General features: G+C 67.1%; 23 protein-coding genes and 1 pseudogene. 12 read left to right on the forward strand and 12 right to left on the reverse strand.

Translation table 11 applies throughout. From position 1 onward, the window contains the following. Positions 1-31: 31 nt before the first annotated feature. Positions 32-589: pseudogene (locus tag HMPREF3115_RS27685) on the forward strand (substrate binding domain-containing protein); the annotation flags it as partial. Positions 590-888: 299 nt separating this feature from the next. On the opposite strand, the gene HMPREF3115_RS27690 reads toward HMPREF3115_RS27685, so the two are convergent. Next, entirely contained in the window at positions 889-1,227 is a 339-nt protein-coding gene (locus HMPREF3115_RS27690) for an antibiotic biosynthesis monooxygenase family protein (RefSeq protein ID WP_006410924.1), read from the reverse strand. Positions 1,228-1,271: 44 nt separating this feature from the next. Further along, a complete protein-coding gene (locus HMPREF3115_RS27695; RefSeq protein WP_070556969.1) occupies positions 1,272-1,901 on the reverse strand; it encodes a LysE family translocator in 630 nt (209 codons plus the stop codon). 81 nt (positions 1,902-1,982) lie between these two features. On the opposite strand from HMPREF3115_RS27695, the gene HMPREF3115_RS27700 reads away from it, so the two are divergent. After that, a complete protein-coding gene (locus tag HMPREF3115_RS27700) occupies positions 1,983-3,311 on the forward strand; it encodes an aminotransferase-like domain-containing protein (protein WP_070556971.1) in 1,329 nt (442 codons plus the stop codon). A 242-nt stretch (positions 3,312-3,553) separates the two neighbouring features. On the opposite strand, the gene HMPREF3115_RS27705 is transcribed toward HMPREF3115_RS27700, so the two are convergent. Continuing rightward, entirely contained in the window at positions 3,554-5,131 is a 1,578-nt protein-coding gene (locus tag HMPREF3115_RS27705; RefSeq protein WP_006406866.1) for an aldehyde dehydrogenase (NADP(+)), read from the reverse strand. 247 nt (positions 5,132-5,378) lie between these two features. On the opposite strand from HMPREF3115_RS27705, the gene HMPREF3115_RS27710 reads away from it, so the two are divergent. Further along, on the forward strand, positions 5,379-6,755 hold the full coding sequence (locus HMPREF3115_RS27710; RefSeq protein WP_006406865.1) for an MFS transporter: 1,377 nt from the start codon (positions 5,379-5,381) through the stop codon (positions 6,753-6,755). Positions 6,756-6,913: 158 nt separating this feature from the next. Continuing rightward, complete coding sequence (locus tag HMPREF3115_RS27715) at positions 6,914-7,762, forward strand: helix-turn-helix domain-containing protein (RefSeq protein ID WP_070556973.1); 849 nt, start codon at positions 6,914-6,916, stop codon at positions 7,760-7,762. Positions 7,763-7,790: 28 nt separating this feature from the next. On the opposite strand, the gene HMPREF3115_RS27720 is transcribed toward HMPREF3115_RS27715, so the two are convergent. Genes HMPREF3115_RS27720 through HMPREF3115_RS27745 form a run of 6 tightly spaced genes read right to left on the reverse strand, consistent with a single transcriptional unit; the run spans position 7,791 to position 14,015 of the window. Next, positions 7,791-9,002 carry an acyl-CoA dehydrogenase family protein gene (locus HMPREF3115_RS27720; protein WP_070556975.1) on the reverse strand — a complete coding sequence of 404 codons (1,212 nt, stop codon included), beginning with the start codon at positions 9,000-9,002 and terminating at the stop codon, positions 7,791-7,793. After that, entirely contained in the window at positions 8,999-9,853 is an 855-nt protein-coding gene (locus tag HMPREF3115_RS27725) for a hypothetical protein (RefSeq protein ID WP_070556977.1), read from the reverse strand. The genes HMPREF3115_RS27720 and HMPREF3115_RS27725 overlap by 4 nt, the downstream gene beginning before the upstream one ends. Before the next feature lie 55 nt (positions 9,854-9,908). Beyond that, positions 9,909-10,565 (reverse strand): methionine ABC transporter permease, encoded by a 657-nt coding sequence (locus tag HMPREF3115_RS27730; protein ID WP_070556979.1) that lies wholly within the window; start codon positions 10,563-10,565, stop codon positions 9,909-9,911. Beyond that, positions 10,558-11,736 carry a methionine ABC transporter ATP-binding protein gene (locus tag HMPREF3115_RS27735; protein WP_070556981.1) on the reverse strand — a complete coding sequence of 393 codons (1,179 nt, stop codon included), beginning with the start codon at positions 11,734-11,736 and terminating at the stop codon, positions 10,558-10,560. Before HMPREF3115_RS27735 ends, HMPREF3115_RS27730 begins: the two co-directional genes overlap by 8 nt. Positions 11,737-11,754: 18 nt before the next feature. Next, positions 11,755-13,152, reverse strand: coding sequence for an LLM class flavin-dependent oxidoreductase (locus HMPREF3115_RS27740; RefSeq protein WP_070557009.1), 1,398 nt, complete (start codon positions 13,150-13,152; stop codon positions 11,755-11,757). An 11-nt stretch (positions 13,153-13,163) separates the two neighbouring features. Then, positions 13,164-14,015, reverse strand: coding sequence for a MetQ/NlpA family ABC transporter substrate-binding protein (locus tag HMPREF3115_RS27745; RefSeq protein WP_006410923.1), 852 nt, complete (start codon positions 14,013-14,015; stop codon positions 13,164-13,166). Here HMPREF3115_RS27745 and HMPREF3115_RS32935 point away from each other — a divergent pair. The 5 genes from HMPREF3115_RS32935 (at position 14,014) to HMPREF3115_RS27765 (ending at position 19,546) form a co-directional block, all read left to right on the forward strand. After that, positions 14,014-14,373 carry a hypothetical protein gene (locus HMPREF3115_RS32935; protein ID WP_175685117.1) on the forward strand — a complete coding sequence of 120 codons (360 nt, stop codon included), beginning with the start codon at positions 14,014-14,016 and terminating at the stop codon, positions 14,371-14,373. The two genes, HMPREF3115_RS27745 and HMPREF3115_RS32935, sit on opposite strands and share 2 nt — an antisense overlap. A gap of 57 nt (positions 14,374-14,430) precedes the next feature. Beyond that, positions 14,431-15,795 carry a 2-hydroxycarboxylate transporter family protein gene (locus HMPREF3115_RS27750; protein ID WP_070556982.1) on the forward strand — a complete coding sequence of 455 codons (1,365 nt, stop codon included), beginning with the start codon at positions 14,431-14,433 and terminating at the stop codon, positions 15,793-15,795. A gap of 163 nt (positions 15,796-15,958) precedes the next feature. Then, positions 15,959-17,842, forward strand: a complete 1,884-nt coding sequence (locus HMPREF3115_RS27755; protein ID WP_006406854.1) for a sensor histidine kinase — start codon at positions 15,959-15,961, stop codon at positions 17,840-17,842. Beyond that, the gene (locus HMPREF3115_RS27760; RefSeq protein ID WP_059937173.1) at positions 17,832-19,193 is read left to right on the forward strand and encodes a sigma-54-dependent transcriptional regulator; all 1,362 of its coding nucleotides are present in this window, start codon (positions 17,832-17,834) and stop codon (positions 19,191-19,193) included. Before HMPREF3115_RS27755 ends, HMPREF3115_RS27760 begins: the two co-directional genes overlap by 11 nt. Before the next feature lie 23 nt (positions 19,194-19,216). Continuing rightward, positions 19,217-19,546 (forward strand): DUF3579 domain-containing protein, encoded by a 330-nt coding sequence (locus tag HMPREF3115_RS27765; protein WP_006411194.1) that lies wholly within the window; start codon positions 19,217-19,219, stop codon positions 19,544-19,546. Between the two features lie 64 nt (positions 19,547-19,610). Here the strand turns inward: HMPREF3115_RS27765 and HMPREF3115_RS30530 are convergent, their stop codons facing one another. After that, positions 19,611-19,919: a hypothetical protein gene (locus HMPREF3115_RS30530; RefSeq protein ID WP_081068820.1), complete on the reverse strand. Its 309-nt coding sequence runs from the start codon at positions 19,917-19,919 to the stop codon at positions 19,611-19,613. 392 nt (positions 19,920-20,311) lie between these two features. Here HMPREF3115_RS30530 and HMPREF3115_RS27770 point away from each other — a divergent pair, with 392 nt between their 5' ends. Next, positions 20,312-21,166 carry an alpha/beta fold hydrolase gene (locus tag HMPREF3115_RS27770; protein WP_006411195.1) on the forward strand — a complete coding sequence of 285 codons (855 nt, stop codon included), beginning with the start codon at positions 20,312-20,314 and terminating at the stop codon, positions 21,164-21,166. A 142-nt stretch (positions 21,167-21,308) separates the two neighbouring features. On the opposite strand, the gene HMPREF3115_RS27775 is transcribed toward HMPREF3115_RS27770, so the two are convergent. Beyond that, positions 21,309-21,749, reverse strand: a complete 441-nt coding sequence (locus HMPREF3115_RS27775) for a PACE efflux transporter (protein ID WP_059937175.1) — start codon at positions 21,747-21,749, stop codon at positions 21,309-21,311. 99 nt (positions 21,750-21,848) lie between these two features. On the opposite strand from HMPREF3115_RS27775, the gene HMPREF3115_RS27780 reads away from it, so the two are divergent. Then, positions 21,849-22,739, forward strand: a complete 891-nt coding sequence (locus tag HMPREF3115_RS27780; protein WP_070556984.1) for a LysR family transcriptional regulator — start codon at positions 21,849-21,851, stop codon at positions 22,737-22,739. Between the two features lie 147 nt (positions 22,740-22,886). Then, positions 22,887-23,858 carry a helix-turn-helix transcriptional regulator gene (locus tag HMPREF3115_RS27785; RefSeq protein WP_223852683.1) on the forward strand — a complete coding sequence of 324 codons (972 nt, stop codon included), beginning with the start codon at positions 22,887-22,889 and terminating at the stop codon, positions 23,856-23,858. Here HMPREF3115_RS27785 and HMPREF3115_RS27790 read toward each other — a convergent pair. Further along, positions 23,821-25,341: a hypothetical protein gene (locus HMPREF3115_RS27790; protein WP_070556986.1), complete on the reverse strand. Its 1,521-nt coding sequence runs from the start codon at positions 25,339-25,341 to the stop codon at positions 23,821-23,823. The genes HMPREF3115_RS27785 and HMPREF3115_RS27790 overlap by 38 nt on opposite strands. Positions 25,342-25,351 lie beyond the last annotated feature (10 nt).

Raw genomic sequence — 25,351 nt, forward strand, 5'->3', positions numbered from 1 at the left:
GCCTTGAACACGGAAATCCTGACACCCCCTCATGGACACACACCCGGAACTCGAAATCGAGTTCATCGCGCGGGACAGTCTTGGCGACCTCGTCATGGACGGCTTCGACCTCGCCGTTAGATTCGGCGAACCGAAAGCCTCTACCCTAATCGCGAGAAAGCTGCTCGACTCCCGCATCGCGACAGTTGCAGCACCGTCGTACGTTGCACGTTGGGGACGGCCGGCAAAACCCGAGGACCTGGAAGGTCGACGCCACAGATGCCTCGAATTTCGAAACCCGGAGACTGGCAAGCCGTTCCAGTGGGAATTCCATCGCAAACGAAAACGCATTGTGGTGAACACTCAGGGACGACTCACGGTCAACGACCCGGGCGCTCTGCTTAACGCATGTCTCGCCGGTTCCGGGATTGCGCAGATGTTGCTGCTCGGTGCCGAGCCCCTGATTGCCGACGGGCGGTTGATCAATCTCTTTCCCGAATGGGTAGACGAACGGTATCCGTTATACGTCTACTACGCATCCCGGCACCACGTGCCGGCAAAGACCCGCGCTTTTCTGGACTTCGTGGTGGAACTGATGCGCAATCACTAACGCGCCGGCACGCGCTGCTGCTGTTACGGCGGACCGGCGAGGCAACATCGAATGGCCCGTTACGGATCCGTTGCGGTCTCCCATGATCAGATTGCGAACGTTCACTTTTGGTCGAAAGCCACCAGCGTCAACTCCCGAAACGCTAGCTGCGCTGGCTTTCCCCGGCCGCTCGCCAGATCGCGCGCAAACATCGGTTGTCCAACCTGTCCGTTTGCCCCGCATCACGCAGCCGCCCCTCTTCCAAAGTGCGCACCCCGAGGATGAACGCGGCGCCTCAACGACGGCGCCGCCCCCACCCATCACCGCCCTCCCAACCTCCGCGAGTCCTGCACAAAGTGCTCGACCGTCCCGTCTCCATACGCCCGCTCAACCTTCGAAATGACGACGTGATACCCGCCGTACCACTTGCGGAATTGTCGTTTCGCATCGAGATGCTGCGGCGCGGACGCAAATGCCTTCAGCGACGCTTCGTCACGCCAGTAGTAGCTGGCATTCACGAGCCGCCCGTCGGCCGATCGCCAGGATTCCGCGCCGACGAAGCCCGGCAAACTCGCCGCGATGCCATCGATGATGGCGCTCAGCCGGTGGAACTCCTCGTCGACTTCACCGGGCTTGTAGATGAACGCTGCGATGTACATCGAGGATTCTCCATACGTTGCGAGTACGACACGCCGTCTACCGCTCAGACGGGACGAGACATCACGGCCAGCCGCACGGCCAGCAGCACGAGCAACGCCGCCAATCCGCGAGACTGCAGTTTCGCCGCGCGCGCATGGCGGCACAGAAAGCGGCGCACCGAACCGCCGACACTGCCGAGCAGCGTGTGAAACACCGTACTGATCGCCGTCAGCACACAACCGAGCACGATCAACTGGTGGCCCACCGCGCCTTTGCCGGGATCCGCGAACTGCGGCAGAAAAACCATGAAGAACAGCAGCGCCTTCGGATTCAGCAGGCTGTTGAGCATCGCACGCACTAACACCGAGCGCAGCGTCGCCTGGGAAGCGGCGACCTGGCCCAGCTCACCCGGTCGACGCATAGCCTTGTAGGCCATCCACAGCAGATAAGCCGCACCGGCATAGCGGATCACGTCGAACGACGGCGGCCAGGCGGCGACCATCGCCGTCACGCCGGTCGCCGTCAGCAGCGTGAGGATCAGGTCGGCGACGCCGATACCGAGCGCCGCAGCCGCGCCGCCGCCGAGCCCGTAGGCCATGCCGTGCGCCATCACGAACGCCATGTTCGGCCCCGGAGACAAAAGCAGCGCCATCACCGCGCCGGAGAAGATCAATAAGGTCGAGGTGTCGATCATGCTGGCGGCCGTTTGCGTGAGTGGAGATCCCAGCGTAATCTCTGCAGGCGATACAAACAAAAAATTGTTCTAGATACATCGATGGCCGAACCTCGATACAAATCCATCGTCGACGATCTGGTCGGCCACATACGGGCAGGCACGCTGCCGCCCGGCACGCAGCTCCCCACGATCCGCGCACTGATGAAGCAGCACGGCGTCGCGCTGGCGACCGCGTCGCGCGTGTACGGCGAACTCGAAGCGATGGGGCTCGTAGTCGGCGAAGTGGGAAGAGGCACCTTCGTGCGCGATACGTCGTTGCCGCGCGGACTCGGGCTCGAGCAAAATCCGGCGTGCTCCGGAACGATCGATCTGACCTTCAACTATCCGTCGCTGCCCGGGCAGGTCGAGTTGCTCCGCACGGGGTTGCGCACACTCGCCGCGTCGGGCGATCTCGATGCACTGCTGCATTCCGCGCCGCAAGGCGGACGCAGGCACGAACGGCAAACCGTCGCCAAACATTTACGCAATCGCGACATCCGCGTGCCCGGCGAACAGGTGCTGATCGTCAACGGCGCGCAGCAGGGGCTCGCCGTGACAGTCATGGCGCTACTGCAGCCCGGCGACATTCTGGCCATCGACGCGCTGACCTACCCCGGCATGAAAGCGCTGGCGCAACTGCACCGGCTCGACCTCGCGCCGCTGCCGTCATGCGTGGGCGGCGGCCCGGATCTGGATCGGCTCGACGCACTCTGCCGGCGACGCCCCGTGCGCGCACTCTATACGATGCCCACGCTGCACAATCCGCTCGGCTGGGTGATGAGCGAACCGGACCGGATTCGCCTCGCCGAACTCGCCGAACGTCACGACTTTCTCGTCATCGAGGACGGCGCCTACGCGTTCCTCGCCGAGCCCGCGCCGAAGCCGGTTTTCACGTATGCGCCCGAGCGGACGGTCTACGTATCGGGGCTGTCGAAAAGCGTCGCATCGGGATTGAGGGTGGGCTTCGTTGCGGCGCCGGCGCGCCTGATACCGCCACTCGAGCGCGCGATCCGCGTATCGACATGGAACACGCCGTCGCTCACCGTTGCACTGGCGTGCCAGTGGATCGAAAGCGGGATGGTCGACACGCTCGAGGAGCGAAAGCGCAAAGATGCGCGGCGCAGACAGTCGCTCGCGCGCCGCATCCTGCGCGGCGGCGCAATCGTCGCGCACCCGAACTCCTACTACGTGTGGCTCGAATTGCCCGACGACCTGCGCGCCGATCGCGTCGCGGCCGATCTCGAACGTGACGGTGTACTCGTGACCACGGCCGAGCCGTTCTCGACCACGCCGAATACGCGTCATGCCCTTCGCTTGGCGCTCGGTTCGCTGTCGCTGGATGCGCTCGGCGATGCTTTGCACAAGGTTCGCCGAGCCGTGATCGGCTGAAGCGGTTCGCGGAATCGGATGATCGGCGACGCGTCGTACAGTTTGCGAACGTGCCGTTGTCGCTGGGAAATCGGCTGGCCGCCAATCGCCGTACGGCCAACGACGGCCACCCCGCCGAACTCGCGCAACGCGCCGCTCTCGACGATAAAAAAGCGGAACCGACCGCCGGGCCGATTCCGCCTCCTCATTTCCCGCCGTCATTCCGGCGGCCGACCGCCCACCGAAACGACGCGTTCAGCACATCACTCCGCCTTCCCGTCCCGCAGCCGCGGAATCGAAAGCGGATTGTCCTGCTGCAGCGCTTCGGGCAGCAGATCGTCCGGGAAGTCCTGATAGCACACCGGCCGCAGGAAGCGGTCGATCGCGGTCGCGCCGACCGACGTGAACGCCGCGTTCGACGTCGCCGGGAACGGGCCGCCGTGCACCATCGCGTCGCACACCTCGACGCCGGTCGGGAAACCGTTCACGAGCAGACGACCGGCCTTGCGTTCGAGGATCGGCAGCAGACGGCGCGCGAGCGGCTTGTCGTCGGCGTCCATCTGCAGCGTGGCCGTGAGCTGGCCTTCGAGCGCGTCGAGCACGCGCGCGACCTCGTCGAAGTCGCGGCAACGCACGATCAGCGACGACGGCCCGAACACCTCGTGACCGAACGCCGGCTCCGACAGGAATGCCTGCGCGCCGACTTCGTACAGCGCGCCGCCCGCCTGGCATTCGGTCTGCGCCGGTTCGCCCGCGCCGATCTCGCGCACGCCCGGCAGTTCGGCGAGCGTGCCGCGGCCGTTGCGATACGCGTCCGCGATGCCGCGCGTCAGCATCACGCCGGCCGGCTTCTTCGCGAGCGCCTGCGCGGCGGCCGCCTCGAAGCGATCGAGCTCGGGGCCGTCGATCGCGAGCACGAGGCCCGGGTTCGTACAGAACTGGCCGACGCCGAGCGTCAGCGATTCGACGAAGCCGGTCGCGATCGCGTCGCCGCGCGCGGCAAGCGCGGCCGGGAACAGCACGACGGGGTTGATGCTGCTCATTTCCGCGTAGACGGGAATCGGCTGCGGCCGCGCGTTCGCGAGCTGCACGAGCGCCATGCCGCCTTGCCGCGAGCCGGTGAAGCCAACCGCCTGAATCGCCGGATGGTTGACGAGCGCCGTGCCGACCACGCGGCCCGGCCCGACCAGCAGCGAAAACACGCCGGCCGGCATCCCGCACTTCTCGACCGCCGCGCGGATCGCGCGGCCGACGAGTTCCGACGTGCCGAGGTGTGCCTCGTGTCCCTTCACGATCACCGGGCAGCCGGCCGCCAGCGCCGACGCGGTGTCGCCGCCCGCGACCGAAAACGCGAGCGGGAAATTGCTCGCGCCGAACACCGCGACGGGGCCGAGCGGAATCTTCTGCAGCCGCAGGTCCGAGCGCGGCAGCGGCGTGCGCGTCGGCTGCGCGGGATCGATCGACGCGGCGAGAAAGCGGCCGTCGCGCACGACGCGCGCAAACAGACGAAGTTGGCCGACGGTGCGCGCGCGTTCGCCCTGCAGCCGCGCGGCAGGCAGCCCCGTTTCCGCGTGGGCGCGCTCGATCAGCGCGTCGCCGAGCGCGACGATCTCGTCGGCGATCGCCTCGAGAAACGCCGCGCGCGCCGCGAGCGGCTGCGCGCGATAGGCGTCGAACGCGCCGCGCGCGAGTTCGCACGCGCGATCGACGTCGGCCTGCGTCGCGATGCCGAAGGCCGGCACATCGATCGGCGCGTCCTTCGACGGGTCGAATGCGTACAAGGTGCCGGCCGAGCCGGTCACCGCGTCGGCGCCGATCAGCATCTCTCCTGTCAGTTGCATGGGTGTGCTCCGTGGGTTCGGTGGGATCGAACATTGTAGCGCAACAGATACGATGTCTGCCGACGTAGGCGTGCTTTCCTTGTCGTCCGAAGCCGGCCTGCGAAAGGCGGGCCGCACGCGATCGCATGACGCGCACCACGGAGATACGATGACTAGCAGTCGGATAACCAAGGGGAAACCCGAACTTTGCACGCCAGCATGCGGCCCCTACACTGCTCACCATGTCATATGACGACGTACATTTAAAGTGACGAATCAGACTCGCTCTCGCGACCTCCCGATCGACCTCGCGCGCACCGAACGCCGAACCGCGGTGCGCTACTGGATCCTGGCGATGCTGTTCGTCGTCACGACGCTGAACTATGCGGACCGCGCGACGCTGTCGATCACCGGCACGCCGATCCGCCAGGCGTTCGGCATCGATCCGGTGACGATGGGCTATATCTTCTCCGCGTTCAGCTGGGCGTACGTGCTCGCGCAATTGCCGAGCGGCTGGCTGCTCGACCGGTTCGGCGCGCGGCGCGTGTATGCGGCAAGCATCTTCCTGTGGTCGGCGTTCACGCTGCTGCAGAGCACGATCGGCCTCGGCGGCAGCGCGGCATTCGCCGTCGTCGCGCTGTTCGCGATGCGCTTCGCGGTCGGCATCGCGGAGGCGCCCGCGTTTCCGGCGAACGCGAAGGTCGTCGCGAGCTGGTTCCCGACCGCCGAGCGCGGCACCGCGTCGGCAATCTTCAACGCCGCGCAGTATTTCGCGGCGGTCGTGTTCTCGCCGCTGATGGCGTGGCTCACGCACGCGTACGGCTGGCATCATGTCTATCTGTGGCTCGGCCTCGCCGGCATCGCGCTCGCGCTGCTGTGGCTGCGCGTCGTGAAGGACCCGGCCGACCATCCGGCCGTGAACCGCGCGGAGCTCGAGCATATCGAGCAGGGCGGCGGCGTCGTACGCGCGGCCGCGCGCCGCGACGGCACGCGCACCGAAGGCTCGCGCGTCGCCGGCTGGTACTACGTGCGCCAGCTGCTGTCGAACCGGATGCTGATCGGTGTCTATATCGGTCAGTACTGCGTGAACGTGCTGACCTACTTCTTCCTCACGTGGTTTCCGATCTACCTCGTGCAGGCACGCGGGATGTCGCTGCTGAAGGCCGGCTTCATGACGTCGCTGCCGGCGATCTGCGGCTTCCTCGGCGGCGTGCTCGGCGGGATGCTGTCGGACGCGCTGATCCGCCGCGGCGTGTCGCTGACGCTCGCGCGCAAGATCCCGATCGTCGGCGGGATGCTGCTGTCGATGGCGATCATCGGCTGCAACTACGTCGACAGCGAAGCGCTCGTGATCGTGCTGATGGCCGTGTCGTTCTTCGGCAAGGGGATCGGCTCGCTCGGCTGGGCGGTGGTCGCGGATACCGCGCCGAAAGAGGCGATCGGCCTGTCGGGCAGCCTGTTCAACATGTTCGGCAACACGGCCGGCATCGTGGCACCGATCGCGATCGGCTACCTCGTCGGCGCGAGCGGCTCGTTCAACGGCGCGCTCGTGTTCGTCGGCCTGAACGCGCTCGTCACCGTGTTCAGCTATCTCGTGATCGTGAAGGACATCCGGCGCGTCGAGTTGCGCCATCGGGCGGGCTGAGCGCGCGTCGCGCCAGGCGGCGGGCTCGCCGGCCCGCCGGCGCAAAATCATCGCTCGGCCGTCGCCCGCACGCCACGCACCGAACCGCCTGCCGTGCACCGCGACGCTTACCTCGCAGGTAATGCCCGCCGCGCACCGGATTGCTTATCATCCGGTGCATGAACCCGACCGCCGCCTTCCATTCGATCCCCTCGTCCGCCGGCCGTGCGTCCGGCGTCGGCCCGCTGCTGCGTACGTGGCGCCAACGGCGCCGCCTGAGCCAGATGGCGCTCGCGCTCGAAGCCGACGTGTCCGCGCGCCATCTGAGCTTCGTCGAATCGGGCCGCGCGCAGCCGAGCCGCGAGATGGTGCTGCATCTGGCCGAGCGTCTCGACGTGCCGCTGCGCGAACGCAACGCGCTGCTCGTCGCGGCCGGCTACGCGCCGCTGTTTCGCGAACGGCCGTTCTCCGATCCGCAGCTCGACGCCGCACGCCATGCGGTCGAAGCGGTGCTGCGCGGTCACGAGCCGTATCCGGCGCTCGCGGTCGATCGTCACTGGACGCTGCTGGCCGCGAACCGCATGCTCGGCGCGCTGGTCGCGCAGGCCGATCCGGCATTGCTGCAGCCGCCCGTCAATGTCCTGCGGCTGAGTCTTCATCCGGATGGTCTCGCGTCGCAGATCGTCAATTGGCAGGAATGGCGCGCGCACATCCTGCATCGCCTGCAACGGCAGATCGACGCGAGCGGCGACCGCACGCTGCATACGCTGCGCGACGAACTCGCCGCGTATCCGGCGCCGCCCGGCCAGCCCGACGAGACGCACACGCGCACCGACTATGCCGATATCGCGGTGCCGCTGCGCCTGCGCACCGCGGCCGGCGAACTGACGTTCTTCAGCACGACGACCGTGTTCGGTACGCCGGTCGACGTGACGCTGTCGGAACTGGCAATCGAGGCGTTTTTCCCGGCGAATGCGCAGACGGCCGACGCGATGCGCGCGCTGGCCGACGCTTTGCCCGCGACCTGACGCGCGCGCGACGGCGTCGATCGTGTCGTCACGTATAGAGCGACGCCTGCGGCAGCGTGCCCGTCAGCGCGAACCGGCCGACGTCCCGCAGCCGATAGTCGAGCGGATCGTGCAGCGTATGCGTACGCGCGTTGCGCCAGAAGCGGTCGAGCGCGAGCGACGCGCCCGTCGCGCGGGCGCCGCATGCGTCGAACAACGCTTCGCCGTTCGCGAGCGCCGCACGCTGCGCGACGATCTTCGCTTCCGATACGGCGAGCGCGACTTCCGCACGCGCATCGGCACTCAGCGTGTCGTGCTGCACCCATGCATGCTGCAGCGCACGTGCCGCGCGGTCGGCAAGCGATGCCGCAGCCACTGCCTGCACGCGCATGTCGCCGAAACGCTGCAGCGTATACGGATCGTCGCTCGCATGCGCGACGTCCGCGTGAATCCACGGCCGCCCATGCTGCAGCACGTAATCGCGTGCGGCCTCGAGCGCGCCTTCGGCGAGCCCGACGAACAGGTTCGTCAGCACGAGCTGCGACACCAGCGTGCGCAGCGTCGCACGCGGCGTCGGCGGCGACTCGGAGCGGTGCAGCACTTCGTCGGGCGCGAGCGTCACCGCGTCGAAACGCACGCTGCCGCTGTCGGTCTGACGCTGGCCGATCGGATCCCAATCGTCGTTGACGGTGATGCCGTCGCGATCGGTCGGCACGACGCCGAACACGGTGCGCCCGGTGTCGCGATCGTGCGCGGACACCGTCATCCGCTGCGAGCCGCGCGTGCCCGAGCAAAACCCTTTCACGCCGTCGAGCCGGTAGCCGCCGTCGGGCGTCGCGGTCGCGACGAGCCGCGTGTCGAGCGGATTGACGGCATTGCCCCACCACCAGCGATGCTCGACCGTGCCGCGCAGATAGCGTTCGCGCTGCGCGGCGTTGCCCCACACGTCGATGCTGACGACCTGCAGGCACTGGAACCCGACCAGATGCGCGAGCGCGCTGTCGACGCGCGCGATCTGCCGAATCGCATCGTAGATCGCCGGCCACTCGGCGCCGCGCCCGCCGAATGCGCGCGGCACCGCGAGCGTCAGCAAGCCGGCGTCGGCGAGCCACTGCTTCTCGCGCGCCGCATGCCCGCCCGCGCGGTCGCGTACGGCCGCCGTGTCGCGCAATGCGTCGATCGTGCGCGCGAGCGCATCGCGGTCGAGCACGGACGAATCGTCGTCGCGCGCAAGCGTCGCCGGGCCGCGTGGATCGTTCATGCGACGACTTCCCGATCGTGTTCCTGACCGACGCTATCGCGCGACAACGGCACGAGCGCGTCGAGACGACGGCCCGTCAGCCGCGACAGCATTTCGCGCCGCCAGTCGTCGTAGATCGCGCGGTAGTCGGCGATATCGGCGCCGAACACGTGCGCGGTGTGCGCGTATTCGTCGTGCAGATAGCCGTCGAGGCGCGCCTGCATCTGTTCGTCGGCCGCGATCACGCGATCGATCAGCGCATCGCGCTCCGCCGCAGGCAGCGCGGCCAGCGTCGCGAACCACCAGTTGACGATCTGTACGCGATGCCATTCCTCGTCCGGCCGGATCCGGTTCTCGCCGTGCTCGCGCATCGCGCCGTCCGCGATGCGGCCGGTCTTGCGCTGAATCCACAGCTTCGCGAGGATGTGCAGCTCGTAATGCCATTCGAAGGCGAGAAAGCCGGCGAGGTCGCGCACCGCGAGATCGCCGATGCGCGCCCAGTGCGCGGCGACGAGCCGGTCGACGTCCGGCAGCGGATCGCGACCGGTCAGCTCGGTCACGCGTTCGCGGCCGATCGCTGCATGCGCGCCGTCGTCGCCGAGCTGGCGCGACAGGATCAGTTGAAAGTGCGGATCGTCGCGAAACAGCGTATCGATCGCCTTCGCGACGACCTGCACGATGAACAGGTCGTGCGACGCCATCTTCGTGTAGTAGTCGGCGACGGCGGCCACTTCGTCCGCCGTGCGCGGTTCGCGCGGCGGCGCCGCGAGCTTGTCCGGGAAGTCGGGACGATGACGTCGCGCGACGTCGACGAATAGCGCTTCCTCGAATTGTCCGTTCCATTCGCGCGGTGCGCCGATGGGCAAAGTCATGATGATTCGGTCTCTCAGGATCGTTGATGAAGCGGGCAGGCGCGCGCGGCGCCGTTCAAGCGCGCCGGGTCACGCGTCGGACCAGGCGGTCGCCCGTGAATTGCACGGCCGAGACGAGCGCGATCAGGATCACGATCACGGTCGCCATCACGGCGGTGTCGAAACGCTGGTAGCCGTAGCGGATCGCCAGATCGCCGAGCCCGCCCGCGCCGACGGCGCCGGCCATCGCGGTCGAACCGATCAACGCGACGACGGTGATCGTGAAGCCGCCGAGCATGCCGGGCAGCGCTTCGGGCAACAGCACGTGCCACACGATGTGACGCCGCTTCGCGCCCATCGCGAGCGCGGCTTCGATGAGCCCGCGATCGACTTCGCGCAGGCTCACTTCGGCGATCCGCGCGAAGAACGGAATCGCGGCGATCGACAGCGGTACGACGGCCGCCCACACGCCGATCGTCGTGCCGATCAGCACGCGCGTAAACGGCAGCAGCGCAACCAGCAGGATGATGAACGGCGTCGAGCGGAACACGTTTACGAGCGCGCCGAGTACGGCGTTGACGCCGCGCCGTTCGTAGATGCCACCCGGCGCGGTCGTCACGAGGACCACCGCGAGCGGAATGCCGAGCAGCGCAGCGATCGCGGCCGACGCGGCGACCATCGACAGCGTGTCGCGGATCGCGTCGAGCAGTTCGGGCCACCACAGTTCAAACATAGCCGAGCACCTCCGCGTGATTCGCATGCCGGCGCGCGCGTTCGAGCAGCGCGGCGACCGCGCCGCGCACGGGCGCGACGCCCGCATCGTCCGCGCGCGGCGGCGCTGCCGCGATCACGAGACGGCCTTGCGCATGGCCCTGGATGCGTTCGATGCCGCCGTGCAGGAACCGCACGGAACCACCGAGCGCCGCCGCGAGCGCGCCGACGTCAGGCTCGCCGCCGCTCTCGCCCGTATAGCGGACGTCGAGCACGATCTGCGCGCCGTCGGGCAGCGCGGCCTCGTCGTGCAGCGGCTGCACGCGCGCCGCGAGTTCGGCCGGCAGGTCGTGCACGAGCGTGCTGAGCAGCGCGCGCGTCGCGCCGTGCTGCGGATTGCCGAACACGCGCCATACCGGGCCCGTCTCGACGACTTCGCCCTGCTCGATCACCGCGACCGTGTCGCACACCGCGCGGATCACCTCCATTTCATGCGTGATCAGCACGATCGTCAGCCCGAGGCGGCGGTTGATGTCCGCCAGCAGCGCGAGAATCGACTGCGTGGTTTCGGGATCGAGCGCCGACGTCGCTTCGTCGCACAGCAGCACCTCGGGGTCGTGCACCAGCGCGCGCGCAATGCCGACGCGCTGCTTCTGGCCGCCCGACAGGCTCGCCGGATAGGCGTCGCGCTTCGCGGCAAGCCCGACCAGTTCGAGCAGCGCTTCGGCCTTGCGCGTGCGCTCGGCCTTCGGCACGCCGGCGATCTTCAGCGGCAGCGCGACGTTCTCGAATACCGTCTTCGCGGACAGCAGGTTGAAGTGCTGAAACACCATCCCGGTCCGGCGGCGCAGCGCGACGAGGCCGTCCTCGTCGAGCGTGCCGACGTCGACGCCCTGCACGCGCACGCGCCCCGAACTCGGGCGCTCGAGCCCGTTCATCAGCCGCAGCAGCGTCGATTTGCCGGCGCCGCTGCGGCCGATGATGCCGAACACCTCGCCGCGCCGTACGTCGAGCGTCACGTCACGCAGCGCGGCGGCCTGCCCGCGCGGCGATGCAAATACCTTGCCGACGTGCTCGAGCGAGACGGCCGCGCCGCTCGTCGCCTCAGCCGACTGCACGCGCGCCTGGGCGTGCGCGCCGGCCTGCGCGGCCGCTGCATCGATGAATCCCAGCGTATCGAACCAATGCGTCATCGCTTGCTCCCGTAATCGTCATGCATGCGCGGATTCGCGCGCGGCGGCCGGCCGGTGCTGCGCGCCCGTATGCCACGCCGGCAGCCGCGCGCCCGCGCCGAACAGCTTTTGGCGCAGCGTCGGCGCGGGATCGTAGTCTTCCTTGTAGACGCCGCGGTTCTGCAGCTCGGGCACGACCCAGTCGACGAAATCCTCGAACGATTCAGGCATCACCGTGCGCGTCAGGTTGAAGCCGTCGATGCCGGTCTCGTCGATCCACGACTGCAGCTCGTCGGCGACCTGCGACGGCGAACCGACGATCGGCGCATAGCGGCCGCCGAGCGACATCTGCTCGAGCATGCGGCGCACGGTCCACGCGCCGCTCGTGCTCTTGCGCGAGATCGCGTCGACGGCCGACTGGATCGAGTCGGTCTTCACATACGAGATCGGCTCGTCGAGGCCGTACTTCGCGAAGTCGATGCCGGTCGAGCTCGCGAAATGCGCGAGTCCCGCTTCCGGGCTCGCATAGCGCCGGTACTCGTCGAACTTCTCGCGCGCGAGCCGTTCGGTCTCGGCCGTGACGACGCTCACGCCCGCGAAGATGCGGATCGATGCCGGATCGCGGCCCTGCCGCGCGGCCGCCGCGCGAATGTCGAGCGCCGCCGCGCGCGCCGCGGCCTTGCTCTGGCCGTTGACGAACACGCACTCCGCATGACGGCCTGCGAACTCGACGCCGCGCGCGGACGATCCGGCCTGATAGAGCACCGGCGTGCGCTGCGGCGACGGCTCGCTCAGGTGGATCGCATCGATCGAATAGAACGGCCCGTCGTGCTTCACGCGCCGCACCTTGTCGGGCCGCGCGAACACGCGTGCGCGCGCGTCGCGAATCACCGCGTCGTCGTCCCAGCTCTGCTCCCACAGCTTGTAGACGACGTCCATATAGTCGTCCGCGCGCTCGTAGCGGTCGTCGTGGCCGATCTGTCGCGCCAGCCCCATCCCGCGCGCGGCGCTGTCGAGATAACCGGTCACGATGTTCCAGCCGATGCGGCCTTTGGTCAGATGATCGAGCGTCGACATCCGGCGCGCGAACAGATACGGCGGCTCGTACGTGAGATTCGCGGTCACGCCGAAGCCGAGATGCCGCGTGACCTGCGCCATCGCCGGCACGAGCAGCAGCGGATCGTTGACCGGCACCTGCACCGATTCACGCAGCGCGACCTCGGGGCCGCCGCCGAACACGTCGTACACGCCGACGATGTCCGCGAGAAAGATGCCGTCGAACTTGCCGCGCTCGAGCGTCTTCGCGAGATCGGTCCAGTAGTCGAGATCGGTGTAATGCGCGGAGCGGTCGCGCGGATGCGTCCACAGCCCGTGATTGATGTGCCCGACGCAGTTCATGTTGAACGCGTTGAGCAGGATCTTCTTGCGATTCGCCATATGCGCCTCCGTCACCATGCGACCGCGTACAGCGAGCCGAACGCGTTATCGAGCGCCTTGCGCACCGCCGGCGAATGCTGGTAGATCGCGATGAACTTGCGGATGCGCGGATCGTTGACGCTGTCGGGGCGCACGACCCACTGAATCGCGAAGTTCTTGTTCTCGGTGCCGTCGAACAGCAGCGCGCTGTTCGGGTCCGTCGTGCCGGCAAGCTTGATGAAGCTCGGATAGCCCTGCGCGAGATCGACGTCGTCGAGCGAACGCGCGAGCTGCGACGCCTCGAGCTGCACGATCTTCAGATGCTTCGGGTTCGCGACGATGTCGCGCGTGGTCGCGCGATAGTCGACGCCCGGTTTCAGCGTGATGAGCCCCGCGCGCTGCAGCAGCAGCAAGCCGCGGCCGCCGTTGACCGGATCGTTCGCGATCGCGACCTTCGCGCCGTCCTTGAGCTCGCCGAAGCTTTTCACCTTCTTCGAATAGAGGCCGATCTTCATGATCGTGCCGGGCGCGATCGCGACGAAGTCGTAGCCGCCCTGCTTCTTCGCGTTCTCGAGAAACGGGATGTGCTGGAAGTAGTTGACGTCGATGTCCTTGTTCGCGAGTGCCGCGTTCGGCGTATTCCAGTCGGTGAATTCGATGATCTTCACGTCGAGACCCTGCGCCTTCGCCTCCTTCGCGGCGACCTTCAGCGCATCGATCTGCGGACTCGTCGCGATGCCGACCTTCAGCGGCGCGGAATCGGCGTGCGCGCCGTTCGGCAGCGCGATGCCGAGCGACGCGGCGAACAGCGCAGTCGCGAACAGCCGGGCGGTGCGCGCGACCCGCGCAGCGACGAAGCGGACGGACAAAACGGCATGCGGCATGGGAACCACTCTCCTGTGCAACGAGGAATCGACGAATGCGCGACGCCGCGGCGAACGCGCAGGCGTTCTCCGGACAGTCGCGGTATCGGAAAAGGATCAGCCGATGATAGAGAGCGGCACGGGGGCGGTCTACGAAGCGATTGTGCGAAGAAAATCGCATCCGGCGATATGGCGCGCGAACCGGCGTGCGGCGCGGGCGGCGGCGCACCTGGCCGAAATCTCGGCCTGCCGCCGGCGCGTTTTCCGAAATCTCGGAACGGCCCTTCGAGGCGGCTTTCTGCAGATGAAACTAACGCCTTTTAAATCAATGCGTTATGTGCGCATCGAGCGACGCAATCCTGGCACGGCGGTTGCGTAATAGAGCGCACACGATGCCGCGCACCGGCGTCGGCATGCCAACATCAGGAGACACGTCTTGCAGACCTCAATCCCTACCCCGTCCCATCCGGAATCGGTCGTCGACGCCGGTTCGGCCGCGCGCACGCGCTTCTGGCCCGAAGGCTGGTGGAAGCTGATGGAAATCCGCATCGGCATCATTCCGCTGCCGGTCTACCTCATCCTGTTCGCGCTGATCGTCGGCTTTGCGGTGACGGGCAAGGTGCCCGGCGAAATCTCGATGGCGATCGCGGTGCTCGCGTTCTTCGGCTTCACCTGTGCGGAACTCGGCAAGCGTCTGCCGCTGCTGCGCAATATCGGCGCGGCCGCGATCTTCGCGACCTTCGTGCCGTCGGCGCTCACCTACTATCACGTGCTGCCGAAGCCGGTACTGAACCTGACCGTCGAATTCACGAAGTCGACGAACTTCCTGTACCTGTTCATCGCATCGATCATCGTCGGCAGCATCCTGAGCATGGATCGCCGCGTGCTGATCCAGGGCTTCCTGAAGATCTTCGTGCCGCTCGCGCTCGGCTCGGTCGCCGCGGCGATCGTCGGCACGGCGGTCGGTACCGCGCTCGGCCTCGGCGCGCGCCACACGCTGCTGTACATCGTCGTGCCGATCATGGCGGGCGGCGTCGGCGAAGGCGCGATCCCGCTGTCGATCGGCTATTCGGAAATCCTGCATCTGCCGCAAGGCGAGATGTTCGCGATGGTGCTGCCGTCGGTGATGCTCGGCAGCCTCACCGCGATCATTCTGTCGGGCGCGCTCGACATGCTCGGCAAGCGCCTGCCGCATCTGACCGGCAACGGCCGCCTGCAGGTCGGCGAAACCGGCGACATGACGCCGGAACACGAGGAAAAGCGCGGCCTCGTCGACGTGACGCATATCGCGGGCGCCGGCATCACGGCGATCACGCTGTACCTCGTCGGGCTGATGGCGCACAAGCTGTTCGGCTTGCCGGCGCCGGTCGCGATGCTGTTCCTCGCGGTGCTCGTGAAGCTCGCGCGCGCCGTGTCGCCGCCGCTCCAGGAAGGCGCGTTCGTCGTCTACAAGTTCTTCTCGACTGCCGTCACGTATCCGCTGCTGTTCGCGATCGGCGTCGCGATGACGCCGTGGGACAAGCTGACCGCCGCGTTCACGCTCGTCAACGTCGTGACGATCGTCGCGACCGTCGCGACGCTGATGGGCACCGGTTTCGTGGTCGGCCGCCTGTTGAAGATGTACCCTATCGACACCGCAATCGTGAACGCCTGCCACAGCGGGCAAGGCGGCACCGGCGACGTCGCGATCCTGACCGCCGCGAACCGGATGCAGCTGATGCCGTTCGCGCAGATCGCCACCCGCATCGGCGGCGCGATCGTCGTCACGGTCACGCTGATCCTGCTCGCGCACTTCGGATGACGCACGGCCGCGCGCATCGTCGCGCACGCCGCGTCGCACGCGCCGCCGCCGGGCCGACCGGCGCGCGGCGCGTGTCGTTGAGGACGGCCAGTTGGACGGCCGGTTGGACGGCCAGTTGGACGGCCAATTGGACGGCCGCTGCGGCAACCGATTGCGGGCTTCGATGAGGGCGAACGTGCAGAAGAGCTTCAAGGGAATCCCGTGGTGGGGCTGGGCGTCGGCGGCCGTGCTGTATGTCGGCGTCGCGGGCGCGGTCGTCGATTTCGCGTGGGAACGCGCGATCGACGCGCTCGAGGAAGCCGGCGCGCATCGGCTCGACCTCTACGCATCGAGCCTGAAGAGCGAACTCGGCCGCTTCGAGATCCTGCCCGCACTGGTCGCGCGGCAGGACAGCGTGCGTGCGTTGCTGAAGGCGTCGCCGCAACAGGCGCGCGACCTGCTGCATCCGGTCGACGTCTATCTCGAAGCCGTGAACCGCGACGCAGGCAGCGGCGCGGTCGACGTAATCGATCTGCGCGGCGACGTGATCGCCGCGAGCAACTGGAACGAGCCGGTCAGCTTCGTCGGCACGAACGTGTCGTACCGGCCGTATTTCAAGGATGCGCTCGCGCGCGGCAGCGGCCGCTTCTTCGGGATCGGCACGAACACCGGCGTGCCGGGCGTCTATTTCGCGAGCGCGGTGCGCGACGGCGGTACGCCGATCGGCGTCGCGGCCGCGAAAATCAGCGTCGATCCGCTCGAATCCGCGTGGCGCGCGCCCGGTGTCGCGGCGATGGTCGTCGACGGCAACGGCGTCGTCGTGATCTCGACCGAACCCGCATGGAAATTCACGGCACTGCGCCCGATCACCGCGCAGCAGCAGCGCGATATCCAGGCGTCGCGCCAGTATGCGGGCCGCACCGTCGACGCGCTGCCGTACCGCCGCATCGGCGAGCACAGCGCGGCGGCGTGGTTCGGCACGCTTCCCGATCCGCATCGCGCGGGGCGCACCGTGCGCTACCTCGTGATGTCGCGTCCCGCGCCGCAGGCCGGCGATTCGCTGATGGTGCTGCTCGACACCGCCGGCGCGCGCCGCCAGCAGCAGACGGCGTTCGTGTTCGTGACGGGTGCGTTCCTGATCGTCGCACTGCTGGTCGGGTATGCAATCCAGCGGCGCCGGGCGATCGCCGCGCGACTGAACGCGCAGGACGCGCTGCGCCGCGCGAACGATCGGCTCGAGCTGACCGTCGCGCAGCGCACCGCGGCGCTCACCGAGGCGAACGAGCGGATGCAGCGCGAGATCGTCGAGCGCGAGCGCACCGAGCAGCGGCTACGCGATTCGCAGCAGGAAGTCGTGCACGCCGGCAAGCTCGCCGTGCTCGGGCAGATGGCGGCCGGCCTCACGCACGAACTGAACCAGCCGCTCGTCGCGATCCGCACGCTGTGCGACAACGCGCGCACGTTCTTCGAGCGCAATCAGCCGGCGCAAGCGTTCGCGAATCTCGAGCGGATCGGCAAGCTCGTCGACGGGATGGCGGTGCTCACCGGCGAACTGAAGACGTTCGCGCGCAAGCCCGACGTCGAGCGCGTCGCGGTGTCGCTGAACGAAGCCGTCGCGCATGCGCGGCTGATCTACGATGCGCGGCTGCGCGACGAAGGCGTTCAGCTCGACGTGAACATTCCGGCCGGCACGACGGTGTCAGCCGAATCGAGCCAGCTGCAGCAGGTGATCGTGAACCTGCTCGGCAACGCTCTCGATGCCGTTCACGATGCGCCGGTGCGCCGCATCGCCATTGCCGCCGACGCCCCGGACGCGCACGGGCGCGTACGCTTCAGCGTGACGGATTCCGGCGCCGGCATCGCACCCGACGTGCTGCCGCACCTGTTCGAGCCGTTCGTCACGACGAAGCCGCGCGGCCAGGGCCTCGGACTCGGGCTAGCGATCACGTCGCGGATCGTCGAAGGATTCGGCGCGAAGATCGCCGCGACGAATCGTGACGGCGGCGGTGCGCAGTTCACCATCGAATTCGCGGCGGCCACGCCGCAAAGGACAGAACATGGAAGATGAAATCCGCGTGCTGGTCGTCGAGGACGATGAAAACGTCCGGATCGGCGTCGAGCAGGCCGTCGCGCTGGCCGGGTTTCCGGTGCAGGCGTTCGCGTCGGCGGCCGACGCGCTTGCGCAGGTCGCGCCCGGCGCGCCGGTCGTGATCGTGTCGGACGTGCGGATGCCCGGCATCGACGGGCTGCAGCTGCTCGAACGCGTGATGGCCGTCGATGCGCAGATTCCCGTCGTGCTGATCAGCGGTCACGCCGACATCTCGACGGCGGTCGGCGCGATGCACGACGGCGCGTACGACTTCATCGAGAAGCCGTTTTCGTCGGACCTGATCGCGGGCCGCGTCGCGCGCGCGGTCGAGAAGCGCCGCCTCACGCTCGAGGTGCAGGGGCTGCGCGCGGTACTGAACAACTGGCAGGGAATCGAAGCGCTCGTGCTCGGCAAGTCGCCCGCGATGGCCGACGTACGCAAGAAGATCCTGCGCCTCGCCGATACGTCGGTGTCGGTGCTGATCACCGGCGAGACCGGCACCGGCAAGGAGCTGATCGCGCGCAGCCTGCACGATTTCGGTGGCCGGCGCGATGCGCATTTCGTCGCGCTGAACTGCGGCGGGCTGCCCGAGCAGATCTTCGAGAGCGAGCTGTTCGGCCACGAGGCCGGCGCGTTTACCGGCGCGATCAAGAAGCGGATCGGCAAGATCGAATGGGCGCAGGGCGGCACGCTGTTTCTCGACGAGATCGAGACGATGCCGATTCCGCTACAGATCAAGATGCTGCGCGTGCTGCAGGAACGCGTGGTCGAGCGGCTCGGCGCGAACGAGCTGATTCCGGTCGACTGCCGCGTGATCGCCGCGTCGAAGGCCGATCTCGCCGAACTCGCGGCTGACGGACGTTTTCGTGCGGATCTGCTGTACCGGCTGAACGTCGCGCAGATCGAATTGCCGCCGCTGCGCGAGCGCCGCGAGGACGTGCCGCTGCTGTTCGAGCATTTCGTGCTCGCGGCCGCGCGGCGCTTCGGCCAGCCGGCGCCGGTCGTCACCGCCGCGCAGGTGTCCGAACTGATGACACATGCGTGGCCCGGCAATGTACGCGAGCTGCAGAACGTCGCGGATCGCTTCGTGCTCGGGCTGACCGGCGACAGCCTGCTGTCGGGCGACGGCCCGCGCCCGACGAGCGGCACGCTCGCCGAACAGCTCGCGTATTTCGAGCGGATGCTGATCGAGGACATGCTGAGGCGTCACCACGGGAACGTCGCGGACGCGAGCATCGCGCTCGGGATGCCGAAGAAAACGCTGTATCACAAGCTGCGCCACCTGCGGATTCCCGCGCGCGGCGACACGGCGCCTGACGGCGGCGAATGACGCGAACGAGGACACGCACCGGCATGGATCGCATCGACATCACCGAGCACGGCCGCATCGACGGCTACCTGATCCGCGGCATCACGCACGCGCGGAAAACCTTCCGACCGAGCGACTGGCCCGAGCGCCTCGCGGGCGTCATCACGCTGTTCGTCGGCGAACGGCGGCCCGGTTATCCGGGTGCGCTGTCGCGGCTGGCGATGCCGGTCGTCGACGGCGGCGTCAAATGCCTGTTCGTGTCGGGCGAATTGCGCGCCGTGTGCGTGGATGCGTTCGACTTCGCGATGCAGTTCGCGGCCGACAACGATCTGCCGGTCGAGGTGAAGACGGCGCCGGTGTTGGCGGTGCGGTGATTCATGCGAAACCCGGCATAACGATCGCGGGGGTATTTCATCCGTTATCGGTGCGACTGATCGATCAGGTCACGTAGGTGGCGAGATGAAACAGAATTGCCAACAGGGTCACGACGACGAACGCGATGCACCATTTGCGTAATGACCAACGTCTGTAGGCAATAGCATTGAGCACTGCACACGCGATCGATGGCCATAGAAGAATGAAGAGCATCGTCGCGACCAAGCCACCGTGAGATGCGCAGGACTCGCCGCAACCGACTGCCGGGCGTGACGGCTTGGCCCAGTCCTGGCGGTTGAAAACATAGAACGATGCCCCCGTCACGAGAAGTCCCCATACGAAGCCTAGAAGGGCGCAAGCCATACGCTTCATCTTACTTCCCAAAACAAAATCTGTGGCGGTTCAGCCAGCTCCGATATCGAGTTCTCGTTCTCGCCGGGACGAAGCCCGGACCGTAGGTCTGACTGCCCCCGCGGAAAGCCGCAATCGTAACGCCGCTGCTCGCCTGTATATCTCGATATGACTGGATATCTCGATCCGCACTGTCACCGTCGCGGCCAGGCACCGGGTCGACACCTTCATGGACCGGCTGAACGTCGGCACGCCGATGGCCGTAAGCCGATCGCCTACCCTCTTGTTCCGACAAGGCTTTGCGCCCGATCCATCAATAAAATTGATCGTCACGATGAAAATTATGCGTTTTGCTTGCAGCTCGCCCTGAGGCATAGTTGCGTCGTGTTGACGCACCTTCGAGTCTTTCAGTCATGAACATGCGAATCGAGCCTTCGGTGCTCGCGAACCCCGACCTGCAATTTGCGACGCTTTCGTCGGGCATCAGCCTGCCGTATGTCGAGCGGGGCAGCGGCGCGCCGATGGTGTTCGTTCATGGTTCGCTGTGCGATTACCGCTACTGGGATCCGCAGCTCGCCGCGCTGTCGGCCCACTATCGCTGCATTGCGCCGAGCCTCAGCCACTACTGGCCGGCCGTCGAAGCCGGCATCCAGGACGAGTTCGGCTGGCAGAACCACGTCGACGAGCTTGCCGAATTCATCGACGCACTCGATCTCGGCCCCGTGCATCTCGTCGGCCACTCGCGCGGCGGCAGCGTCGCGTTCAACGTCGCGCGCCAGCATCCGCACCTCGTCGAATCGCTGACGCTTGCCGATCCGGGCGGCCCGCTGCAGCGCGACGGCGTGCGAGAAGAGGCGAAGCTGCCGGCGGCCGCCATGGCGCTACGGGCGAAGGCGGTGGAGCTGATCGGCAGCGGCAGCGTCGAGGCGGGCCTCGAAATGTTCGTCGATTCGGTGAGCCTGCCCGGTGCGTGGAAGAAGAGCACGCCGCGCTTCCGCGCGATGGCGATCGACAACGCAAGCACGCTGCCGAAGCAGCTGCGCGATCCGCTGCCCGCGTATTCGGCGAGCACCGCGGGCGATATCGCCTGCCGCACGCTGCTGATCGACGGCCAGCGCAGCCCGAAGATGTTCCGCAACAACGTCGAGGCGCTGTCGCAATGGATCCCCAACGCGCAACGGCAGACCGTCGCCGGCGCGTCGCACGGGATGAACGCGGCAAGCCCGGCCGTGTTCAACCGCTTCGTGCACGAGTTCGTCGCGGCTTAAGCGCGCCGTCGTGTCGGGCGGCTTCGGGGCCGCCTTGCCGTGATCCTCGCCAAGGACGACGCGGGGACCGCCCGCGTCGCGTCTTCATCATCCGGCGTGCATCGCCGACGCCTCCGTTTCGCCATACACGCAGCGCGCGGCTTCAAGCCGCCGGCTCGCCGTTGCGCGTCACCGCATCCGGCAGGCCGAACACGCAATCGAACGACCAGTTGTACACGAACGTGAAGATCGGGAAGAACACGATCAGCACGGCGTCGAACAGGAACGCCTGGAGCAGCGATACATCGAGCCACCACGCGATCAGCGGAATCAGGAAGGTCACGAGCGCGACCTGGAATCCGACCGCATGCACGACGCGGCGACCGACCGTGCGCGTCGTCGCCGCGCGCCGCCGCTCCCACGCCTCGAACGCAAGGTTGTAGACGAAATTGACGGTGACGCCCGTCGTCGAGATCATGACGCCGAGCAGACCGCTCGTCTCCACGCTCGCGCCGCTCAACGCGCCGAGCACCGTCGATGCGATCAGGACCCCGAGCGCCTCGAACATCACCACGTAGACGACGCGTCTCTTCCAGCCCTGCATGAATCGCTCCCTTCGAATCGAACAAGGTGGCGAGACTAGCAGCGCGTCCCCCGCCTGCAAAAGTCAGGTCCTTTCAATTTTTCTGACAGGAGGCATTGCATGCTGACCAGCGACCATATCGACATGCTGCTGACCGTCATCGACAAGGGCTCGTTCTCGGCGGCCGCGCGCGCGCTCGGGCGCACGCCGTCGGCGGTCAGCATGGCGATCGCGAATCTCGAGGCCGAGCTCGACCTCGTGCTGTTCGACCGCGGCACGCGCGAACCGACACCAACGGCCGCAATGGCCGCGCTGCTGCCCGATGCGCGCGCGATTGCCGAGCGGCTGCACGCGCTGCGCGCGCATGCGCAGCATCTGTCGGAAGGCGTCGAGGACACGCTGCGGCTCGGTCTCGCGGCGGAGGTCGACGGCGCGCCCGTCGCACGCGCGCTCGCGGCAGTCTCCGCGACATATCCAGCGCTAGCGGTCAGCATCGTCACCGCGCCGCAGGACGCGATCGTCGATGCACTGCATCGCGGCGCCGTCGATCTGTGCGTCGCGTACGGCGGGCTCGATCTTCATCCGCAGGAACAGATCCACGCGCTGTGGACCGAGACGCTCGTCGCGGTCGCCGCGCCGACTCGTCCGCTGATCGCCGAAGCCGCGCATCCGGAAGCGATCGAGCAGCTGTCGGGCTTCCGGCAGATCGTGATCGCCGATCCGGACCGGCCGCTGACCGACGTGCGCCCCGTGATCGGCAACCGCACGTGGAAAGTGACCGACATGGCAACCGCGATCGCGCTCGTCAAGGCCGGGCACGGGTGGGCAAACTTGCCGGAATCGGCGATCGGCGCGCATGTCGCCGCGCGCGAACTGGTGCCGCTGCGCTTCGCGAACATCCGCAACGGGCTGCCACTGCCGGTGTATTTGCGCAGGCCGAAGCATACGGGGCTCGGCAAGGCGGCAGGAGAACTGCTGCGGGCGTTGCAGGGTACCGTCGACCGTCCGTAGCGGTGGCGGCAAAAAGCCGCTGCAGCCGCCATTACGGGGCGGTCACGCCGCCCGGCGCGCACACGTCGTCAGGTAAGTATCCAGTAAGCATCGCGGCCTACAGTGGGTTCGCTCGCACGAAGCCGTCGCGGCATCGAATCGCATGTCATGAATCGCTCGCCAGATCGGACGAAAGGAGAACGCGTGATCAGCCGGCCAGCCATGAGGGACGTCTGCGCGCTTGCGCCGAACGGAAGCCGCGTAAGCTGGCATCCGCCGCACAAGTGGAAAAGGCAGCCCGTCGCACCATCGTTCGCCGCGGTATCAATCGAGCACTACATCGCCGGCGCAACGGAAATCGTCGATCTGGAGACGACCGGCCCGATCCTGGCCATGTACCTGCGGGCGCCGGCGACGCTCGAACTGCGAACGACCGATGGCCGGTGGACACGGGCCCGCATCCACGGGCCGCTGGCTTACGTTCCGCCCGGCTTTTCGTTTTCCGGCCGGTGGTCCGATGAAATCGAATGGATCAGCGTCCACTTCGAACCGTCATGGCTGTCGCGGACGGGACTGCAAAGCGACGTGTGGTTTGCGTCGGCAACGCTCCGGATGGACGTAATCGACGACCTGCTCGCGCAAATCGTCCGCAGCCTCCATGAAGATGCCGTCGCGGGGATGCCGCAGGGGCCGACCTACGCGGAGGCGCTCGGATGCGCCGCGCTGCACCGTATGCTGCATCTGGAGTCGCGGCCACAGGCGAAGCAATATGCGCGTGCCGGCATGATGCACAAGGCCGGCGAATACATCAGGGACCATTTCCGCGGCCCCCTGACGCTGACGATGGTGGCCGATGCCGTCGGCTATCCGGGCGATCTCTATTCGTTCATTCGGAGCTTCAGAAAGGCCAACGGACTGACGCCGCACCAGTACATCATCGAGAATCGCCTTCAAGCGGCCCGCCGTCTGATCGAGCGAGGAGAATGCGACGTGACGGAAGCCGCGCTCGACTGTGGCTTCTCGTCGGCCAGCCACTTTTCGGCGACATTTCGCAAGCGATGGGGTGTGTCGCCGTCCGCACTCAAGCCGCGCGCCGCCACCGCTACGCCAGCGGAAGCGAGAGAATCCACAGGCCGGTGATCGTCAATGCGATCGTCAGCACCAGCAGCGGCAACTGGCCGACGGTCGACCTTCCTGCCCGACTGCCGCTCCGGGCGGCAATCGCGTGCGTGAGCATCACGCTCACGACGTGCCCCGCGAGAATCAACAGCACCTGCGCATGCCAGATGTATCCGACGTCGATGAGCGCCTGAGTCGCAGACACTTCATCGGCCGCGGCGGCCATCGGCAGTAGATTCCACCCGAGCCCCAGCGGATCGGACACGAGCCGGACGATCTGCCGCCCTTGATCCCAGAACAGCGTGAAGTAATGACGGACGTTATAGAAAAACGCGATCGGCAGCAGTATCAGGCAGAACTGCCGCGAGAAAAACGCCCCGCCCGAAGACGACCGCGTACAGGTCGCGCCCGCGGTGCAGCAGCCGAGGAACACCAGGTAGTACGCGATGCCGATGGTCGCGAACGCCAGCCATTGCCACGTCAGCAGAATTTCCGCTGAAAAGGCGTAGTGCCCGCCAAGCGACGGAAACAGATCGACGACGTGTGGATAGATACTGCGCCAGAAGAACCCGTTCCACGTAGCCGTATCGCGCAACCCGTCGTAAGCGGTAGACGACAGCATGAACGACAGCATCGCGACGATGCTGGTATCCGCCAGCCCGTCGCGCGACATGTCGGCAATCGGGTTTCTCCATTCCACGATCACGTGACCGCGGGCTGCCCGACGCCATTTCAGCGGCGACAGCCTCGCGCATAGCCTGCACAGCACGCCGAACGTATCGCCGTGGGCAAGCCAGCGCTCGCGACCGAAGCAGAACGCACCGGTCAGCGCATACAAGACATACACGACGAGGAACAGACCGACGTCGCGCGGCCGTCCCGCCCCGAACAGTTCCAGCGCAATGAGCGCGATGTAGCCGCCCAACGCGGGCCATGAAGCGACGCGTGGCGGATAGCGATAGCGCCCGCGTTCCAGCACGGGCAAACAGCGTGAGGCGGCCCGCAACAGCAGCGCAAGCGGATTGGTGAACGCATAAACGTCGCCCAGTATCGCGCTGACATACAAAGCACCCAGATAGAACCAGATCCAGAAACCCGACATCGCAGGATTCAGGAACGGATTCGCGGTTCCCGCGATGCCGGCAACGACGAGGAGCGCGACGAATACCGCGCTCGCGATTTGTCCTGCGTTCATGAGCGACGCCGGAATTCGCAGCGCTTTCGCCCGGGTTTCCGGTTGCCGTCCCGGCTCGGGGGCGCGCGCACCCGACGCAAACGCGAGGATCATGAAAGACACGATCAGCGTGCCCGTCGCCGCATACGCATACAGCCACAACGGCACCGGGAGGTAGTACGGGATGTTCCACGCATGCGCGTTCGCTCCGGTTGGCATGCACAGGGCAATCGATGCGAGCGCGGCGCTCAACCGTCCCTTTCCGCACGATGCGGAGCGTCCGACGCGGCCGTGCGCGCGCGCCGATTCATGCGCGATGTCGTCACACATTTCGACGTTT

The organism is Burkholderia sp. HMSC10F09 (genome assembly GCF_001806955.1).
Classification (GTDB): Bacteria; Pseudomonadota; Gammaproteobacteria; order Burkholderiales; family Burkholderiaceae; genus Burkholderia; species Burkholderia multivorans.

Excerpts from the sequence above, each read along its gene's own strand:
- HMPREF3115_RS27690 (WP_006410924.1), bottom strand. The coding sequence starts at position 1,227 with ATGTACATCGCAGCGTTCATCTACAAGCCCGGTGAAGTCGACGAGGAG.
- HMPREF3115_RS27695 (WP_070556969.1), bottom strand. The coding sequence starts at position 1,901 with ATGATCGACACCTCGACCTTATTGATCTTCTCCGGCGCGGTGATGGCG.
- HMPREF3115_RS27700 (WP_070556971.1), top strand. The coding sequence starts at position 1,983 with ATGGCCGAACCTCGATACAAATCCATCGTCGACGATCTGGTCGGCCAC.
- HMPREF3115_RS27705 (WP_006406866.1), bottom strand. The coding sequence starts at position 5,131 with ATGCAACTGACAGGAGAGATGCTGATCGGCGCCGACGCGGTGACCGGC.
- HMPREF3115_RS27715 (WP_070556973.1), top strand. The coding sequence starts at position 6,914 with ATGAACCCGACCGCCGCCTTCCATTCGATCCCCTCGTCCGCCGGCCGT.
- HMPREF3115_RS27720 (WP_070556975.1), bottom strand. The coding sequence starts at position 9,002 with ATGAACGATCCACGCGGCCCGGCGACGCTTGCGCGCGACGACGATTCG.
- HMPREF3115_RS27725 (WP_070556977.1), bottom strand. The coding sequence starts at position 9,853 with ATGACTTTGCCCATCGGCGCACCGCGCGAATGGAACGGACAATTCGAG.
- HMPREF3115_RS27730 (WP_070556979.1), bottom strand. The coding sequence starts at position 10,565 with ATGTTTGAACTGTGGTGGCCCGAACTGCTCGACGCGATCCGCGACACG.
- HMPREF3115_RS27735 (WP_070556981.1), bottom strand. The coding sequence starts at position 11,736 with ATGACGCATTGGTTCGATACGCTGGGATTCATCGATGCAGCGGCCGCG.
- HMPREF3115_RS27740 (WP_070557009.1), bottom strand. The coding sequence starts at position 13,152 with ATGGCGAATCGCAAGAAGATCCTGCTCAACGCGTTCAACATGAACTGC.
- HMPREF3115_RS32935 (WP_175685117.1), top strand. The coding sequence starts at position 14,014 with ATGGGAACCACTCTCCTGTGCAACGAGGAATCGACGAATGCGCGACGC.
- HMPREF3115_RS27745 (WP_006410923.1), bottom strand. The coding sequence starts at position 14,015 with ATGCCGCATGCCGTTTTGTCCGTCCGCTTCGTCGCTGCGCGGGTCGCG.
- HMPREF3115_RS27755 (WP_006406854.1), top strand. The coding sequence starts at position 15,959 with ATGAGGGCGAACGTGCAGAAGAGCTTCAAGGGAATCCCGTGGTGGGGC.
- HMPREF3115_RS27760 (WP_059937173.1), top strand. The coding sequence starts at position 17,832 with ATGGAAGATGAAATCCGCGTGCTGGTCGTCGAGGACGATGAAAACGTC.
- HMPREF3115_RS27765 (WP_006411194.1), top strand. The coding sequence starts at position 19,217 with ATGGATCGCATCGACATCACCGAGCACGGCCGCATCGACGGCTACCTG.
- HMPREF3115_RS30530 (WP_081068820.1), bottom strand. The coding sequence starts at position 19,919 with ATGAAGCGTATGGCTTGCGCCCTTCTAGGCTTCGTATGGGGACTTCTC.
- HMPREF3115_RS27770 (WP_006411195.1), top strand. The coding sequence starts at position 20,312 with ATGAACATGCGAATCGAGCCTTCGGTGCTCGCGAACCCCGACCTGCAA.
- HMPREF3115_RS27775 (WP_059937175.1), bottom strand. The coding sequence starts at position 21,749 with ATGCAGGGCTGGAAGAGACGCGTCGTCTACGTGGTGATGTTCGAGGCG.
- HMPREF3115_RS27780 (WP_070556984.1), top strand. The coding sequence starts at position 21,849 with ATGCTGACCAGCGACCATATCGACATGCTGCTGACCGTCATCGACAAG.
- HMPREF3115_RS27785 (WP_223852683.1), top strand. The coding sequence starts at position 22,887 with ATGAATCGCTCGCCAGATCGGACGAAAGGAGAACGCGTGATCAGCCGG.
- HMPREF3115_RS27790 (WP_070556986.1), bottom strand. The coding sequence starts at position 25,341 with ATGTGTGACGACATCGCGCATGAATCGGCGCGCGCGCACGGCCGCGTC.